We start from the raw sequence: 16,501 nt of genomic DNA, 5'->3' as shown, positions 1-16,501 counted from the left end.
TTCCGACCTCCGCCCGGGGTGCCACCCCGGGCGGAGGTCAGGTCCGCGGAGCGCGGCACACTGGCCCCCTGCTCGCTAGCCCACTTCGGAACGAGGACCACATCATGAGCGACGCCGACGCAGAGGTCGTTGGTACGACAGCGGAGCCCAGGCTGTGGCAGGTGAACATCGCCTTGCTGGCGACAGCCGCCCAGCATGAGGAACTGATGGACCGGCTGGTGGAAGTGCTGTGCCCGGACTCCTCGCACGAAGGGCCGTGCCCCATCCCCTGGGGCATACACAGCGTGAACGGTGACTCTCTTTCCAAGAAGAAGCAGAAGGCTCTCCGGATGGAAATCGCCGAGACCAACGGTCCGGATCCGGTCTGACCGACGCTTTGAGCCCGGTTCCGCATACTATGCGGAACCGGGCTCCTTCGCGTAAGCGCCCGTCTCAGTCCTTGTCGTGCAGGGTGCCGTCCCCACCGGACGCACGGGTGAGGTGTCGATGGGCGACCGCCGCCGCCCTCGGCCGGCGTCGGTCCGACCGCAATCACCGACGTGAGGGAGCCGGCCGCCGAGCCACCACAAGCCACGCGCGGGGGGCGACGTCGCGTCACCGCGGTGCGGCGATGCGGCGGGGGGGTTGAGTGGAGTGCGGCGTCTTCCTCGACGGCCGTGGGACCGTTGTTAACCCTCCCATGGGCGCGGGAAAGCGAAAGCCCAGGTCAAAGCCGGTCACGGCCCGTCCTGGATGCGCGAAGACTCACGTTCGCCACACCTCCGCGAGGCGTCCGCCACACCCAAAACGCCCTCGGAAAACGCGTTCCCCAGGTCAGAACGATTCTGCCTGGGGATGCTCGGGGTGGGACGGGTGGGACTCGAACCCACGGCCGACGGATTATGAGTCCTTTGGGATCTTGGCGGCCCTTGTCGATCTACGCCGATCCACGACGTTTTCGCAGGTCAGATGGAGCGAGCCGTGTCGGTACTGGTTTGTCTTTGTCAGTCTGTTGCTGTCCTTGTGTCCCGGCCGCGTCCCGGTTGGACAGGATCGAAGGACACGAGGGTGATCGCGCCAGCCCGGCAAGGCAACCCGAACCTCCGCGCAGCGGATTCCCCTTCCAACGCGCAGATGCTCCGTCCCCCGGTGCTGGGCGAAGCAGCCTGTCGCGACTGCCCGCAATCCTCAAAAACCATCGTTTGTTGAAGATCGGCGACCGCGTGGCTCTGTCCATGAGAAGGGACAGCACTTCGACAGTGGTCCGGGAGGTGTCTGGCCGTCGGCGCCGACGCGGAATGTTCACGGGTTCGGGCAGCGCCGGGCCCTCCTCGCGGGCCGAGCGTGGCGAGGTCTCAGCGCCAGTCGTCGATCACGTAGGCGTCGGGGTGGCTGTAGCCGGGTTCGTTGGGCCTGTGCATGGCCACGCCCTGCAACCAGGTGCGGAAACCGCGGTCGACCATTCGCCGGTAGGTATCCTGGCGGGCCAGGTTCATTCCGGCGTCCAGTTGCCCCAGGCCGCGCTCGGCGGCGAGCCGCTCGCACGCGGTGAGCAGTCGTTCGAACCGGTCGGCCGCCTCCGGGCCAGGACGCACGGCGCCGAATTTGACGAAGCACACGTCTTCTCCGGCCTCCGACCCGGCTCCGCAGTGGCAGACTGCCAGGCCATCGAGCTCTGAGCCGGCCCCCTGGAGCAGGATGGTGTCACCGAGTCCCTGCGCGTGCGTGGCCACGATCTCGCGTTCCACGCTCAGGCCCTCGAACACAGCCCCGGTCAGTGTGCGACAGAGGCTCAGGGCGTCGAGCCGCTCGGCGGCGGGAAGCTCGCCGTACAGCACTCGGCCGGGGACCGCGGCACTGCCTGCGACCTGCTTCTTCATGATGGCTGTGAGGAATCGGGGCCAGAAACCGTACCGGCGGTAGAGCTCAAGGTGCTTGGGACTGTGCGAGAAGGTGAACAGGCCCAGGTGTCGGTTCTCCCAGGTCTCGAAGCAGTCCATGACCGGCTCCATGAGGCGCCTGCCGACGCCCTGGTCCCACAGGTCCGGACGTACGGTCAGCGGGCCGAAGTACCCGACGCTGCCCCAGTTGACGGCGAAGTTCGATGCAACGGCTTCGCCCTCGACCGTCGCTGCGAAGGCCGCCTGTGGATCGGCCGCCCAGCGAGTGCGGACGTAGTCGGCGGTCCCGAAGAATGTCTTCGGCTCGGGAACCCCGAGGAACGTCCCGAAGGCGACCCTGAAGACCTCGTCGGCCCGATCCAGGTCCGCCTCACCCAGCGGGCGGACCGACACAGGGCCCGTGCCACTCTTGCGCTCCCCTGCCGGCGGGATCATCGCTCTCTCCTTCCCGATCCCCTGTTCATCGCACCACGGCCGTGCGCCGCAAGCGAGGCGAAAGGTCCACCGATACCCAGGGACCGAGGACCGGGCCGGTCTGCCTTGCCTGTCCGCCGGGAACTGCAGCAGTCGCGGGTACCGAGGCCCAGGAAGGCCACCCCCTGTCCGGGACGGGGAGTCAGTCGACGGGTGCTGTCCGTTCTCGTGAACATCGACTCGGCCCCGGGCGGGCGCCTCCCAGAGTGATGAACAATCGCCGTCGTGATCCGTGAACAAAACCAACCGCGCGCAGACCGGCTGGTGGTGCCGCCGTTCACGGGTGGCCCTGGTCGTCCCCCAGTGTCCGGTGGGTCGGTTGCTGGCATTCTGGGTGCAGGCCCAGAGCTGTGCGGAACGAGGTGGTGCAGATGCTCGACTTGTCGTCCAAGTTGTCGGGGATCCCGGCGGGACGGGGACGGGCCCCCTGGCCGAACCACGAGTACGTGAAGGGTTGGGGCGTGTTCGGGCTGCCTTTCGACTCCGGTCACGTGCTCGCGCTGCGGGTGTTTCCGGAGAGCTCCTTCGGTCCTTATCGCACGGTGTGGCATCGCGACCCGAGCGGCAGGTGGTCGATCTACGTCGACGGGGAGCGACTCGACACGGCATGCCCGAGGTATTACGGCGCGGCCTGCGATCACACGGGCTACGCCCGGATCGGTCTCACGTGGACGGCCCCGGCCTCCCTGAGGGTGACGATGGATTCACCCTCGCTGAACTGGACTCTGACCGCCTCCGTGACCCGACTTCTCGGGTTGCTGAACCACGTCAGTGTGGCGCTGCCGCTGGCGACATGGCGTCCCCGAGCTCTGGTGGGGGCGCGGGAGCGATTGGCACGGGCGCTGGGGCTGGGCCGCCTGGAGATGACCGGCGTGATGCCGAGCGGCCACCCCGGAACGCTGATGCCACAGCAGATGTACTTCGTCGACGCCTCACGAGCCACGCTTGATGGCGCAGACCTCGGACGCCCCGTTCAACTGCAGGAGAATCCGCGGATCGGTGACGTGCCCCTGCCGGCCCGCGGCGTCCTCGCCATCGGCCAGGCCGCCTGGCAGATCCTGGACCAGGCCGAATACGAGCGCACCCGCGGCGAGACAGCCCAGCAGCCCTGAACGGCGCGAAGCGGCCGTCGGGAATCAGGCGGCCTCGCGCGTGCACGCGCGAGCGAAGGCTGCTGGGCCTAGGAGGGCGTTTATGTAGCTCTGTTCCTGTAAGTCACTTTCGCGCCTGTTCTATCTTGAGTTGGTATGCCGAATAGGTGGCTATCGTCCCCGTCGAGGTAGCGAACTCGGCCGTCCGTCTCGTCCGGCTCTGAAGCCTGAAGTCCGTCTGGTTTGTAAAAGACCCAGAAACGCCAGAGGGGCAGCGGAACGGAGTTCTCCGATACGTCCATGATCACGCTGTGCCGTGAGTCAGCGGAAGCCGTATCCAAGCGACCTGTCCGACGCCCGATGGGCCTCGATCGAGCCGACTCTGACGGCATGGAGAAAGGCCCGGCTTGACCGCAGACCCACCGGAAAACCGGCGTCGGTCGAACTGCGCGACGTCTTCGACGCGCTCCTCTACGTCAACCGCACAGGAATCCCCTGGAAATACCTCCCGCATGACTTTCCCAACCATGGCACCGTGTACGCCTACTACGCGGCTTGGCGCGACGAGGGAATATCGCCCAGCTCAACTACGACCTGGCCGGCCTGGCCCGCGTGAAGGAGGGGCGCAAGCCCGAACCGACAGCGTCCGTGATCGACACCCAGAGCGTGAAGACCTCCACGAACGTGCCCTTGACCAGTCAGGGAACCGATGCGGCGAAGAAGATCGTAGGACGGAAGCGGGGCATCCTCACCGACACGATCGGGCTGATCCTCGCCGTGACCGTCACCGCCGCGAGTCTGTCGGAAAACGCCGTGGGAATACAACTCCTCGACCAGGCCAAGAAGACCTACCCGACCATCTCCAAGAGCTGGGGCGATACCGGCTTCAAGAACGCCGTCGTCGAGCACGGAGCGAAGCTTGGAATCAACGTCGAAGTCGTCAACAGAAACCCTGAAATCCGTGGCTTTCATGACGTCAAAAGGCGCTGGGTAGCGGAACGGAGCATCGGATGGATCATGATGCATCGCCGCCTCGCCCGCGACTACGAGACCCTGCCCGCCAGCTCCGAGGCCATGATCCACATCGCCTCGATCGACAACCTCGCCAAGCGCATAACGGACGAGACCACGCCAACCTGGCGAGGGACCTACTAGGGCATAAGCGGCAATTCGCCTACATCAAACGCCCTCTGACAGCGCTCGGGAACAGGATGGAGGAGGTCGGGCTGCGGTTGCATCCCGACAAGACCAAGATCGTGTATTGCAAGGACGGGAACCGGCGCGGTGCTTACGAGCACACGTCGTTCACGTTCCTCGGGTTCACGTTCCAGGCCCGCAGGGCGCGGAACAGGAAGGGGAAGAACTTCGCCAACTTCCTGCCCGCGATCAGCAAGGAAGCCCTGAAGAAGGTCAGTGGGGAGGTCCGCTCCTGGCGGTTTCACCTGCGGATCGGCCTCACCTTCGCCGAACTGGCCCGCAGGATCAACCCGATCGTGCGCGGCTGGATGCAGTACTACGGAGCGTTCTACCGCTCCGAACTGCTGCCCCTCCTGCGGCGTATCAGTGCCTACCTGATGCGCTGGATCCGCAAGAAGTACAGACGATTTCGGTCGTTCAAGGCAGCCCACAAGTGCTGGCAGCGCATCACCAGCCGGCACCCCAGGCTCTTCGCCCACTGGGCATGGACACCGTGTTTCTGGTGATCAGAGTGACAAGAGCGGAGTGACGGGAGACTGTCACGCTCCGTTCTGTGGGAGCCCGGGGGTGAGCCTCCCTCGGGCCACCCGACCACCGTTCGACTACGCCGCCGGGATGGCTGTAAATGCTTCTGGCCCCTACGACGCCGTGGCGTCGTAGGGGCCAGAGTTGGTAGCGGGGGCAGGATTTGAACCATGCGACCTCTGGGTTATGAGCCCAGCGAGCTACCGAGCTGCTCCACCCCGCGTCGGTAAGACCACTGTACGTCAACGCCCGGCCGAGTGAGCGCAATTATCCCTGCGACACTGTAAGGTCCGCGGATTCGTTAGCAATTCCGCGTGATCATGAGCACTGTCCGAGCAATTCCGCGGTTCGGTGAGCAGGGGATCTCGTGACCTGCGGTTTCTACACGACACTCGACCGCGAAGACCGTGCCCATCACGCCGGATTGCTCATGATCCGGCGACGGGCTCCGTCATCAGCAGTGCTCACCGCTGCCGACACCACAGGTCGGGAGCCCGTGAGCGCTCACGAATCCGCGGAACCTACAGACACCTCGTGCTGTGGTGACGGTCCCGCGAACGTGCGAAGTGGACACGGAGCCGCCGCCGTTCCCTCATGACCGCTCCGCGCCTCAGCGAGGATTGCCACAGGAATCACCTGCGCCAGAGCGGCAGAGAACTGCACCTTCTCATCGGCGTCGGTAGCCATGCTCTGGATCTTCGCAATCCGTTTCATGCCAGGGGTGACCAGAAGCTCCCAAGTTTTGGCCGTTCACCCATCCGGCATGCCTTCAGGATCACGACGTCCAGGTCCTGTCTGCCGGATGCCCGGCGCGACACGCCGATGCGGCGCCGGACGCGTCAACGGGAGGCGGCAGGGTGTGCAGGCGTTCGCGCAGGTCGGCGACGCTCTCGGCGGGCCGGGCGGCGAGCAGACCGTCCAGGCGGCCGCGCCGGGTGCGGGCGGTGGCGCGCAGGCGGCTCGGCGGTACCCGGTCGAGGACGTCCCAGGGCGCGTTGAGCGGCGTCGGACGGCGTCTCGGAGGCCTCGGCCTGGGCAAGGACGAGGGTGGCGGCAGCCCATCCGGGGGTGCCGGGTGGGCAGGCGGCCGCGGAGGCCTCGGCGCGGGCGCGGGCCTGGTCGGTTCGGCCAAGCGTGAGGTGCGCCTCGGCTTGGTGCAGGGCGAGTTCGGGCTCGTCGAAGCCGAAACGGACCGGAGCCTGGCCGACCGGATCGGCTTCGAGTTCCGTCAGCGCCACGTCGAGGGCGGCAGCCGCATCCCGGTCGCGGCCCCTGCTGGGCGAGGGTGGGCAGCAGCGCCCAGGCGTGGACCTGGGCGCGGAGCAGGCCGCTGGGGGCGGCGGCCGCGCCGCGCTTGGCATAGGCGAACGTGGAGGTCAGGTTGCCGGTGCTGCGGGCCACCATGCTCTGCGCCCCCGAGGCGCGGGGAGCCTTCGCGCTTTCCCCGTTTTGAGGTTCGTCTGAGCTGCCTGCCCGCTGGGGTAGCGCGATTCGGCGTCTGCGCGTGATCCGAGTCACTTAGCCATTGCGCCTCGTGATCGCAGCACGGTAGGAACGGCGCACGCAGATCACCCAGAGCTTTCTTCCTGGCATCGCTCGGGGTGACGGGTTTGGGCTCCCTGACCAGGAGCCGTCTCAACCCGCTTATGAAACGGGGACACATGAGCCGCATCGCAATGCGCACCGCACTGCCTCTCATAACCGCCGGGGCCGTGCTGCTGGCAGGAGCCGCCGCGAGTGCCGCCGCTCCGGTGGACGAGCCGACTCCGGCCGAGGGCGCGGAGATCGTTCTGGACGACGGACGTGTCGTCGGCGTCGACGACACGGTCACCTTCACGTTCGAGGGGGAGGAGCCCACGGCCCTGCCCAAGGCGGGGAAGGGGGACATGAGCACGATGGCCTGCCCTGAGGTGAACGACCGGCCGAAGTACACCGTCAAGGGGTCGCCGTACTTCATCGCCGATAAAAAGAAGCCGCAGTCGACGTGGCTGCTGCCCCGTCAGACCGTGTCGTGGACCGTGACCGGCAGTCACACCTTCACCTGGGACATCGGCGCCAGCGTCGAGGCGGAGGCGGGAGCGATCCTGGCCAAGGCCAAGGTCAGTGTCGACACCAAAATCAGCAACGCCTGGACGTGGACCGGGACGCAGACCGTCACGGACACGAACAGCACCTCAAAGGGCTACCGGGCGGTGCTCGGGCAAGTCGGCTGGAAGCTCACCGGCGTGAAGACGTGGATCGCTCCCCCCTGTGACGCCAAAAAGAAGACCATCGTCGTCCTGGCTCCGCGGAAGGGCGACATGTCGATTGGACGGCAGAATTCATGAGTCGGACCAGGGGAATGGACCGGAGGGCCGTCCGGCGCCTCTCCGTCGGCCTCTCCGTCACCGCGCTGCTCGGTGCGGGGGCGTGCAGCCCGGGCGAGCAGTCCGGGTCGCCTTCGAAGAGCCCGACCGTGACAGGGTCAGCCTCGACGACGACTCCGGACACGGCCGGCGCCGCCGCGAAGTCCGTGCTGGAGAGAGCCTTCGTCACCAGGGAGTCCCTAGGGGCCGGGTCCGGCGGGCTGGAGGGGGGGCCGTTCGGCAACACGCATCCCTCCGCGCCTGACGACGTGCTGAGCGTGACGTTCGCGTTCACCTGCACGGGTGGCGCCAAGGTGGCGCTGAAGATCGCCGTCGGAGACAAGGACGTGCCGTCGGCCGCTGGAACCCAGGTGTGTGACGGCTCCATCTTCCAGCGGAGCATCGACATGTCCAAGCCCGGTCCTCTCGGCTTCTCAGCCGCCGTCACTGGCTCCCAGGGCGGGGGTTACGCCTACGCCTACTACGCCGAGAAGAAGCAACTCCCTTAGCCCGGCAGGTAGGTACGGCCCCGCAATTTCCGTTCTAGTGGTCGTCGCAACACCCCAGCTCAAGGGGCTGTCGGCGGTGGGACGTTCGCCCTCTTTCGGCATCCTGATCCCTGCGTTTGCTGCCAACTCCGTCATGGTGCTGGCAACCCGGGGCCAGATGAACAACGCCACCGGATGGCACCGGGGGCTCGCCTTCACGATGGCCGCGGCAGGAGGCGTCGTGTCAGTCGTCCTCCTCTGACCCGCACGCCGGCACGGAAGGTGCTCCGAGCGGGTTCCACCATGGCGGGAGCCACTCGTTGCCCGGCATGAAACGAGCGTGAGGGGCCGGAACTCCCGGCCCCTCACGTCGCGACATCTTCCGCGATGAACGCGAGACCGGACGGCACGCGAAAGCCAGGCCGAACGAGAGAGGCAACGCCTTGTGGGGGCCACCTTGCCGGCACGGCAATCGACGGCATCGGCCCCATCGCAATCGCGCTCACCTGCCAACGCACATTGCCCGGGGCTGTCCCACGGCCACGGTGTGCGGGGGAACCTCAGGGGATCCCGCACACTCTCGTCTAGGTAACCGGGGCAGGCCAGGCTCGTTGAGCAGACCTGTGAGTGCACAGCAGGAGCCCCGGACTGAGCAGTCCGGGGCTCCTGTCACGCTGGCGGGAGTCCGAGCCCCATGCGTTTGCGCGCCACGCGCAGATCAGCACCAGAACAAGATCCTCGGCATGGTGGCCGGGAAGCTCGCGCGCAACACCGAACAGCCTAGTGCAGCCGTAGCAGGTGGCTGTCGTACTCGGTCGGGATGACCATCACCGACACCATCCACCAGGCCGTCCTGAAGGTTCCCGCCCCGGCCTGGACGGCGGCCGTCGAGCCCGGCGGCGAGATCCGCGACGGCGCCTGGGTCGCCGAAAACGACGGAGACGTCCTCAAGGGCTGGCCTGCGGGAATGCGACTGATCGTCCGCAAGGGAACGTCCGCATCCCGGCGCCCAGTTGCGATTCACCGATGCTGACGGCCTGTGACTCACCTGCTTCGCCACCAACACCACCCGCGTCCCCATCGCCCAGCTGGAGCTGCGGCACCGCCACCGGCGCGACGCCACCTGCCGCTCCACGACACTGCCCAGAACCAGATCTGGCTGGAGATCATAAATCTGTCACAGGGGGCAATACTGGCAGCGTCAGCGGCTGGGCTCAGCGAATCACGCCCGGGATCGCCTGCGCCGGATGATGAGCAGCGCGCCGGCGACTGCGGCGAGGGTCGCGCCGCTGGCTGCGGTCCATGTCACCAGCTTCGTACTGGAGTTCGCGCCCGCGAGCGCCGGTTTTCCGGCCGTGCAGGAGCGGCGGGTCGATTCGTCGGCGGGGGCAACGCGGTAGCGCGCCCAGACTTTCTGCTTTACGTCAGGCGCGTCCTCGTCCTGCTCGTAGACGGGGTAGAGGCCGGGTTTGGCGTCGCATTTGATGGTCACGGTTGCCCACTCCTCGGATTTGCTCTCATGCATGACGGGCCGGTCGGCAAAGGCCGGAGAGACGAGGGGCCCGTCGAAGGAATGGAGGGTGCTGTGGGCCTCGACCTTGCTGCCGGCCGGGAAGACCCTTACGTCCCAGTCGGTCGCGGGCCAATCGGTCTCCTTGGGCCACTGTTCTTCCTTCGAGTCGGGCGGCAGGTTCTTCAGCTTGCTGCGACAGGCACTCGCGGCCGCCGCGTCGGCTTTCTCCACCCGCACCTGGGTGAAAGTGCCGTGCCGCGCCCAGGAGGGGAAGGGCGGGGTCTTCACCGTGTGGATGCCGGGTGTCGCGTCGCACTTGATGGCGACGGTCGCGGTCAGGCGTGGGGTGTGCATCCGAAGGACGCCATCGTTGAGGAAGGCCGTCGAGGTCAGTACGTCACCACTCCCCAGGTCGTTTTGAAAGGCGGGGGCGGTCGCGGTGAGGACGTCGCCGGGGCGGACTGAGAGGACTTTCCCTGGAGCGTAGGGAAGCGTCCCGTCTGCGGACGCCGGACCGGCCGTGCCCACTGTGCACCCGAGGGAGAGCACGGTGGCGACGACTGCACGCGAAATTCCCATGATGGCCCTCTACATCCGCTCTATCATCGAACTGGTGTGTGATTATTGTCCAGTTGGAGGGGCGGGTCCCCCGTTACTAGAGGACAGTTCATTGCGCTCCTGTTGGTTGCCTGCGCTCGCGCTCGTCCTGTGCGCCGGTGCACTGGGCACCGATCCCGCCGCCGCAGCGACCCCCGCCCCCACGCCAGCCACGTCCGCAGCATCACCTTCGCCACCAGCCCCCGATTCCCCCACCCCCACGCCGCCGCCGTCCACCGCGGCGGCATCGTCACCGCCCCCTGGCGCACCCTCCCCCACGTTGGCTGCGCCAGCTCCACTGAACCCTGAACCCGATACCGCAGCGAGTTCGTCCCTGAGCGAGGAGGAGAAGTACTGGACGGCCGAAAGGATGGCCGAGGCGGTGCCGGTCGACGCTCAACGGGGCGAAGGGCCGCTCGTGAGGGCCTCCGGCCGGTCCAAGCGCGCTGCGTCCTCGTCAGGTGTCAAACAGGGAGAGTATTTCGGCGGGCTGCCGATGGTGGGCACCTTCTTCTACAAAGGCCGGGAACTGGGAGGCAAATTGACGTACTGCACGGGCAGCGTTGTCCACAGCCGCACCCGTGACCTGGTCCTGACCGCCGGGCACTGCGCTGTGAGCCTGAAGGTTGCCAACAACCGGATCTTTGTGCCGCAGTACCGTCACGGCGACGGCGCGGACAAACAGCCCAGCGGCGTCTTCCCCGTCCACGACGACGGCGACGTGTTCATAGACCCGCGTTACAAGAAAAACACAAAGCTGCCCGTCTCGGACCTCGATGTGGCGTTCGTACGCGTCGGCGCCAACAGCAAAGGGAAGGCGGCCGAGGATGCCACCGGGGCGCTGACCTTCACGCCTACGGCCGGCTACAGCCACCAGGTCACCGTGGTCGGCTACCCGTCCAGCCAGGAACACAACAAGGATCACAAGGCGTTTCGCTGCGAGACCTCGACAAGGCGGCTGCCGGGTTTCCGTCAGATGCGGATGGAGTGCGGTGGCTTCTACGGCGGGGTGTCCGGCGGGCCGTGGATCACGGACTACGACGCCGGGAGTCGTAAGGGAAGGTGATCGGCAACACGGGCGGTTACAACGGGGGCGGCACTGACTCGGAGGTCGACTGGATCACCTATGCGCCTGTTTACGGCAAGGATGCCCAGGACCTCTATGACGATGCCGTCGCCGGCCGGCAGCCGGGCGCGCGGCCGCCGTACCAGGCCTCGACGGACCCTCACCTGCCCGGTGGCGGCGAGCTGTGGAAGCACGCCAGGCTCCTGGCCTCCGGCGACTTCTCCCAGACCGGCCACAGTGACCTGCTCGTCATCTGGACCGACGGCGAGACCACCCTCTACCCCGGCGACGCCCAGGGCGGCTTCAAGCCCGAGCGGCAGCTGCTGCCGAAGAACGACCTCTGGAAGAACACCGGGTCCATCACCGGCGGCGACTTCACCGGATCCAACCAATTCGACCTCATGGTGCGATGGAACGACGGAGAAGTCACCCTCTACCCCGACGTGAGCAGCAACGGCCTCAAACACGACGGCACCCAGATGGCCAAGAACTCCACCTGGAAAGACGCCACCCAGATCTCGGCCGGCCGCTACAACGCCGACACCTACGTCACCGACCTCATGGTGCGCTGGACGGACGGCGAACTCACCCTCTACACCAACGTCAGCTCCGGCACCTTCGGCCAGGAACACAAACTCCGAAACCCCGACCCCGTCTGGAAAGATGCCACCCTGCTCACCAGCGGACAGTTCTCCGGCCATCACAAATGGGACCTCATGATCCGCTGGGTCGACGGCGAAGTCGACACCTACGTCGGCACCACCACCACCGCCCTCGGCACCGAGCACCGCATCCTCGACAAGAACCACCTCTGGGCAGACAACGCCAACGTCATCTCCACCGGCAACTACACCCCCAACGACCTCACCGACGACCTCCTCATACGATGGTCCGACGGCGAAACCACCATGTACAAGGACTCACCAGCCGACCACCTCGGCACCGAACAAACCCTCGTCACCCGCTGACCCCACGGTGACGGGTGTCGCCGGAAACACGCGCGCATCGGGCCTGCTCGCCCGGCACCCCTTTCCGGCGCAGATCCGGAAGGTGACGCTGCTGTCGCAGGCCGCCAGGGCCGTCAACCCGGCATCGGTTGGCGGCCCTGGTAAGGGCGTGATGACGTGGGGTCGAGCAGGCTGTTACGGCGCTGGGGTGTAGGTGACGCTCTCACCGCCGCAACCGGCCGCGATGAACAGCAGCCGGTCCTGCTCCAGTTCGTCGACGGCGAGATTCCAGCGCAGCTTGGTCGCGGTCCATTCGGCCGCGTAGCGGCACAGAGCATTCGCCGGGGGCGGAAGCCATTCGGCGGGGTCCTGGTCGGCCTTGCTTCGGTTGGACCGTGCGGTCACCGCGACGAGGGAGGACGCCTGGCCCTGGTCGTTCGCGTAGGCCTCCCGCCTCGCCGCCGACCACGCACTCGCCCCGGAATCCCAGGCCTCGGCAAGCGGCACCATGTGCTCGATGTCCAGTGCGCCGGCGACGGTCACCATCAGCGACGGTCGTATGACGCGCCGTTCCGTGAAGGCGCGGTACGGATCGTGCTGGAGACCGGGAAGTCTGCGGCGGAGGTCGCGCGGGACCTGGGTGTGCACGAGGGCACACTGCAGACCTGGGTTCACCGGGCCAAGGCCCGCGCGGCCGCGGAGGCTGCCGGCGGGCTGGACGAGTCGGAACGCGAGCAACTGCGTAGGCTGCGCTAGGAGATCAAGCATCTGCGCAAGGAGAACAGCGAGATCGGGATGGAGCGCGATGTCCTCAAGCGTTCCGTGGTCCTCTGGGTGAAGGAGGCGACGAAGTGACGGGCGGGCTTCATCGCCGACCAGCGGACCGAGCATCACGTCCCGCACGCCGTCTCCTGCCGGGCGCTGGAGGTGTCCGAGTCCTGGTTTTACAAGTGGCGCCGCCGCCCGGAGCAGCCGACGAAACGCGAGGTCAGACAGGCCGCACTGGCCGAGCAGATTACCCACTTCTTCAACGCGTCGGGGCGGACGTACGGTTCGCCGAGGGTCACGCTGGATCTGTGGGCCGAGGGCTGGCAGGTGTCGCAGAACACCGTCGCTGAGATCATGGCTGAGCTCGGCCTGCAGGGCCGCAAGCCCCCGCGCCGGCGCAAGAGCCTGACCCGGCAGGGCAAGCGGAAAGCCGCCCGTGACCTGGTCCTGCGTCGCTTCGACGCGATCGCGCCCGACGTGCTGTGGTGGGGCGGTATGACCGAGATCGAAACCGGTGAGGGCAAGCTCTACCTCGCGTCCGTCCACGACGCGTTCTCACGCCGGGTCCTGGGCTACGCGAGGGGCCCCAGGCATGATGCGTCCCTGGTCAGCGCGTCGCTACAGATGGCCGCCGCGACGCGCGGCGGCATGGTGGACGGCGTGATCTTTCATTCGGACCGCGGCTCGGAGCCCAGGCTCAATCGGTCGTCGCAACACCGCCTTGTTGGATCAACAGTAGCTGTTCGTTGAGGGCCTCTGCGGGTGTCTTCCAGCCGAGTGTCTTTCGGGGCCTGGAGTTCAGGGCGGTGGCAACGGCATCGATCTCGTGTACGTCCCAGCGGGAAAGTGAGCTTGCCGTGCGTGAACTCCTTGACTTCGTCGATCCGGGGGAACGGCACCTCTCTGAGGGCGTGCAGCACGCTGTCGGTGAGCTGGTAGGCGGTGGCGCCGGCGGGCACTGGTGTTCGGAACTCGGCGGTGCAGGACCCAGCCGCTGCCTCGGCGGCCAGCGTCAGACCATGACGTGAGGCCGTACGCCGGGCACGCCACGTGTCTGACGAGGCGATCACGACGGTCAAGACGACGCCGACCAGGAGTCCGGCGATCACCCCTTGGAGCAGCGCGCCCGGCCAGGCGTTCGCGTCCTCCGATATCAGTACACCGGCCATGGCTGCCGCAATGACGTGAAGGGTTGATCCGACTACGTCCTGGCGCGGCGGCAGTTGCGCCGCCGGTCCCAGACGTGGGGGGACTCAGCTTATGGCTCTCTTGAAGCCGGGTACATCACCAGCCGAAAGATGCCTCGTCGCCATAGACGGAGCTGAGACCGTGCGGGGAGAGCAGCCATACTGGAGATGGTCGGGTAGGTCTTCTTGGCCTGGTCGAGGAGTTGTATTCCCACGGCGTTTTCCGACAGACTCGCGGCGGTGACGGTCACGGCGAGGATCAGCCCGATCGTGTCGGTGAGGATGCCCCGCTTCCGTCCTACGATCTTCTTCGCCGCATCGGTTCCCTGACTGGTCAAGGGCACGTTCGTGGAGGTCTTCACGCTCTGGGTGTCGATCACGGACGCTGTCGGTTCGGGCTTGCGCCCCTCCTTCACGCGGGCCAGGCCGGCCAGGTCGTAGTTGAGCTGGGCGAGTATTCCCTCGTCGCGCAAAGCCGCGTAGTAGGCGTACACGGTGCCATGGTTGGGAAAGTCATGCGGGAGGTATTTCCAGGGGATTCCTGTGCGGTTGACGTAGAGGAGCGCGTCGAAGACGTCGCGCAGTTCGACCGACGCCGGTTTTCCGGTGGGTCTGCGGTCAAGCCGGGCCTTTCTCCATGCCGTCAGAGTCGGCTCGATCGAGGCCCATCGGGCGTCGGACAGGTCGCTTGGATACGGCTTCCGCTGACTCACGGCACAGCGTGATCATGGACGTATCGGAGAACTCCGTTCCGCTGCCCCTCTGGCGTTTCTGGGTCTTTGTCAAACCAGACGGACTTCAGGCTTCAGAGCCGGACGCGACGGACGGCCGAGTTCGCTACCTCGACGGGGACGATAGCCACCTATTCGGCATACCAACTCAAGATAGAACAGGCGCGAAAGTGACTTACAGGAACAGAGCTACATAAACGCCCTCTAAGCTTGAAATTAAAGGTTTCCCCTCGGTTCTTCGGGTCGAGGGGTGTCCTTTTTGTGCTGGTGTTTGCCGACGGGGTGTCGGGGGGCGGGGCTGGTGGTGGTGCCCCGTGGGCGGCCTGGGCCGGGGTGGGTGGCTTTCGGCGGTTTCGCGGGAGTGCCCAGGATCTTGCGGATGCGGGGATAGCCGCGGCGGATCCGGCCGGGAGTGAGCTGATCCGATGTGAGTGGCTTCTCCCAGGGCCGGCGCAGATCGCCGGTGAGGGTGCGGGCGAGTCGGAGCTGGGTGTAGGCGGCGAGGATCAGCCAGACCCAGCGGTCGGCCTGAGCGGGGTGACGCAGGCGGGGGCGGGTCATGCCCAGGGCCTGCTTCCAGAACCGGAATGTGTGTTCGATGTCGAATCTTCTCAGGAAGATCCGCCACAGGCGGTCGACGTCGTGAGTGTCGGCGTCGGGGGCCGAGTGCCATAGCCATAGCGGCTTGGGATCGCGGTTGCCGGGCAGGCGCTCGACCGCGAGGTGTACCAGCGTTCCCTCCACGTTGGGCAGGTCACCCGGGTGATCGGCCCAACCGCCCTGGCGGCGTTCGAGTTTGGGGTGCAGGCGTCCCCAGCAGCGGGCGGTCACGGCACCGAACCGGTCATGACGGGTGGTGGACTCCTGGACGGGTGCGGGGTGGGTGGCCGGGTCGGCCAGCCGGAAGGGTGCGCCATGACGCGGTTGGCGGCCTTTGGTGGGTCCCCTGCGGCGCCCTGGCGGGTGGTGCATGACGCGGTCGGCGCGGATCCGCCCGAGCAGCCGGACCGGCTCGTTGCGCAGCAACCACGTCAGCCGCACGATGTCGTAGCCGGCGTCCAGCACGAACAGCACCTCGGGGTCGCCCTCGCGACACTGACCAGCCTCGCGCAGGCGCGTGAGCAGGTTCCGGACCTGGGCGGCGGTGACCTCGGTCAGGTCATCGTCCGGGCCGAGGCGGACCGCGTCCAGCGGCCCGGTCCACGAGGTCCGTCCGCCGCCCAGCGCGGCGGCGACCTGGTAGGGCCAGCCCGGAATCGTCTGCCGCACCCCGTCGCAGCGGCACGGGCGGTGGCAGTGCAGCCGGTCCGGCGAGCACTCCGCGTCCGGGCGCGGCCACGGTGTCACGTCCAGCGCGATCGAGATCTGCCGGTCCGTCCCGCGCGGAAGCTCCAGCCCGGCCAGCGCCAACCGCAGCCGCGACACATCCAGGCGGCCTCGGGCGAGCGCGTCGTACATCGCCCCGTGCCCACGCCGGTGAACTGTCTCAAGCGACAACTCCGGCAGCGACACCACCGGGCCGCCCGCGCACAGCACCGCGTCCGTCAACTCGAACAACGCATCGGCACGGCGGGGCATTGCCGCGTACAACTCCATTCGAAAGGAGGACAGTTCGGCAAGTGCCTGCCGATGAGCGGCTCCAGGGACGACACTCGACACTGACGACCTCCCGGCCCGTTGTGCGACTCGACA

Annotated in this window: 13 protein-coding genes, 1 tRNA gene and 5 pseudogenes; 11 read left to right on the top strand and 8 right to left on the bottom strand. The window is 67.0% G+C overall.

Translation table 11 applies throughout. From position 1 onward, the window contains the following. Positions 1-104 precede the first annotated feature (104 nt). A complete protein-coding gene (locus tag OG293_RS25235) occupies positions 105-368 on the top strand; it encodes a hypothetical protein (protein ID WP_406001058.1) in 264 nt (87 codons plus the stop codon). Positions 369-1,334: 966 nt separating this feature from the next. Here OG293_RS25235 and OG293_RS25230 read toward each other — a convergent pair. After that, positions 1,335-2,315 carry a GNAT family N-acetyltransferase gene (locus tag OG293_RS25230; protein ID WP_406001057.1) on the bottom strand — a complete coding sequence of 327 codons (981 nt, stop codon included), beginning with the start codon at positions 2,313-2,315 and terminating at the stop codon, positions 1,335-1,337. A gap of 410 nt (positions 2,316-2,725) precedes the next feature. On the opposite strand from OG293_RS25230, the gene OG293_RS25225 reads away from it, so the two are divergent. The 3 genes and pseudogenes from OG293_RS25225 (at position 2,726) to OG293_RS25215 (ending at position 5,148) form a co-directional block, all read left to right on the top strand. After that, positions 2,726-3,466, top strand: a complete 741-nt coding sequence (locus OG293_RS25225; protein ID WP_406001056.1) for a hypothetical protein — start codon at positions 2,726-2,728, stop codon at positions 3,464-3,466. Positions 3,467-3,761: 295 nt separating this feature from the next. Then, positions 3,762-4,600: pseudogene (locus OG293_RS25220) on the top strand (IS5 family transposase). Between the two features lie 56 nt (positions 4,601-4,656). Continuing rightward, positions 4,657-5,148 (top strand): group II intron maturase-specific domain-containing protein, encoded by a 492-nt coding sequence (locus OG293_RS25215; protein WP_406001055.1) that lies wholly within the window; start codon positions 4,657-4,659, stop codon positions 5,146-5,148. A gap of 164 nt (positions 5,149-5,312) precedes the next feature. Here OG293_RS25215 and OG293_RS25210 read toward each other — a convergent pair. Together OG293_RS25210 and OG293_RS25205 are read right to left on the bottom strand one after the other, a co-directional pair. Beyond that, positions 5,313-5,390: transfer RNA gene (locus tag OG293_RS25210), tRNA-Met, on the bottom strand. A 552-nt stretch (positions 5,391-5,942) separates the two neighbouring features. Then, positions 5,943-6,206: a hypothetical protein gene (locus tag OG293_RS25205; RefSeq protein WP_406001054.1), complete on the bottom strand. Its 264-nt coding sequence runs from the start codon at positions 6,204-6,206 to the stop codon at positions 5,943-5,945. A 622-nt stretch (positions 6,207-6,828) separates the two neighbouring features. Between OG293_RS25205 and OG293_RS25200 the strand changes: the two genes are divergently transcribed. The 3 genes and pseudogenes from OG293_RS25200 to OG293_RS25190 form a co-directional block, all read left to right on the top strand. After that, positions 6,829-7,494 (top strand): hypothetical protein, encoded by a 666-nt coding sequence (locus OG293_RS25200; protein WP_406001053.1) that lies wholly within the window; start codon positions 6,829-6,831, stop codon positions 7,492-7,494. Beyond that, positions 7,491-8,021 carry a hypothetical protein gene (locus tag OG293_RS25195; RefSeq protein WP_406001052.1) on the top strand — a complete coding sequence of 177 codons (531 nt, stop codon included), beginning with the start codon at positions 7,491-7,493 and terminating at the stop codon, positions 8,019-8,021. Before OG293_RS25200 ends, OG293_RS25195 begins: the two co-directional genes overlap by 4 nt. A gap of 769 nt (positions 8,022-8,790) precedes the next feature. After that, positions 8,791-9,180 (top strand): annotated as a pseudogene (locus OG293_RS25190) (IS1380 family transposase); the annotation flags it as partial. Between the two features lie 42 nt (positions 9,181-9,222). Here the strand turns inward: OG293_RS25190 and OG293_RS25185 are convergent. Beyond that, positions 9,223-10,092 carry a hypothetical protein gene (locus OG293_RS25185; RefSeq protein WP_406001051.1) on the bottom strand — a complete coding sequence of 290 codons (870 nt, stop codon included), beginning with the start codon at positions 10,090-10,092 and terminating at the stop codon, positions 9,223-9,225. A 388-nt stretch (positions 10,093-10,480) separates the two neighbouring features. Here OG293_RS25185 and OG293_RS25180 point away from each other — a divergent pair, with 388 nt between their 5' ends. Together OG293_RS25180 and OG293_RS25175 are read left to right on the top strand one after the other, a co-directional pair. Next, on the top strand, positions 10,481-11,176 hold the full coding sequence (locus OG293_RS25180; protein WP_406001050.1) for a trypsin-like serine peptidase: 696 nt from the start codon (positions 10,481-10,483) through the stop codon (positions 11,174-11,176). Next, on the top strand, positions 11,173-12,144 hold the full coding sequence (locus OG293_RS25175; protein WP_406001049.1) for a hypothetical protein: 972 nt from the start codon (positions 11,173-11,175) through the stop codon (positions 12,142-12,144). Before OG293_RS25180 ends, OG293_RS25175 begins: the two co-directional genes overlap by 4 nt. 174 nt (positions 12,145-12,318) lie before the next feature. Here the strand turns inward: OG293_RS25175 and OG293_RS25170 are convergent. Beyond that, positions 12,319-12,666, bottom strand: a pseudogene (locus tag OG293_RS25170) (HNH endonuclease family protein); the annotation flags it as partial. Here OG293_RS25170 and OG293_RS25165 point away from each other — a divergent pair. Together OG293_RS25165 and OG293_RS25160 are read left to right on the top strand one after the other, a co-directional pair. Next, positions 12,634-12,879: a transposase gene (locus OG293_RS25165; protein WP_406001048.1), complete on the top strand. Its 246-nt coding sequence runs from the start codon at positions 12,634-12,636 to the stop codon at positions 12,877-12,879. The pseudogene OG293_RS25170 and the gene OG293_RS25165 sit on opposite strands and share 33 nt — an antisense overlap. A gap of 171 nt (positions 12,880-13,050) precedes the next feature. Continuing rightward, positions 13,051-13,641, top strand: coding sequence for an IS3 family transposase (locus OG293_RS25160; RefSeq protein WP_406001047.1), 591 nt, complete (start codon positions 13,051-13,053; stop codon positions 13,639-13,641). Here OG293_RS25160 and OG293_RS25155 read toward each other — a convergent pair. The 3 genes and pseudogenes from OG293_RS25155 to OG293_RS25145 form a co-directional block, all read right to left on the bottom strand. Continuing rightward, positions 13,589-13,744 (bottom strand): annotated as a pseudogene (locus tag OG293_RS25155) (IS30 family transposase); the annotation flags it as partial. The gene OG293_RS25160 and the pseudogene OG293_RS25155 overlap by 53 nt on opposite strands. 501 nt (positions 13,745-14,245) lie before the next feature. Continuing rightward, positions 14,246-14,791, bottom strand: a pseudogene (locus OG293_RS25150) (IS5 family transposase); the annotation flags it as partial. Positions 14,792-15,025: 234 nt separating this feature from the next. Further along, on the bottom strand, positions 15,026-16,468 hold the full coding sequence (locus OG293_RS25145; RefSeq protein ID WP_406001046.1) for an NF041680 family putative transposase: 1,443 nt from the start codon (positions 16,466-16,468) through the stop codon (positions 15,026-15,028). Positions 16,469-16,501: the final 33 nt, after the last annotated feature.

The sequence above is a fragment of the Streptomyces sp. NBC_00829 genome (genome assembly GCF_045161795.1).
Taxonomy (GTDB): Bacteria; Actinomycetota; Actinomycetes; order Streptomycetales; family Streptomycetaceae; genus Streptomyces.
The sequence above is the reverse complement of the archived record's forward strand: the minus strand, read 5'-3'. Positions and strand labels throughout refer to the sequence as shown.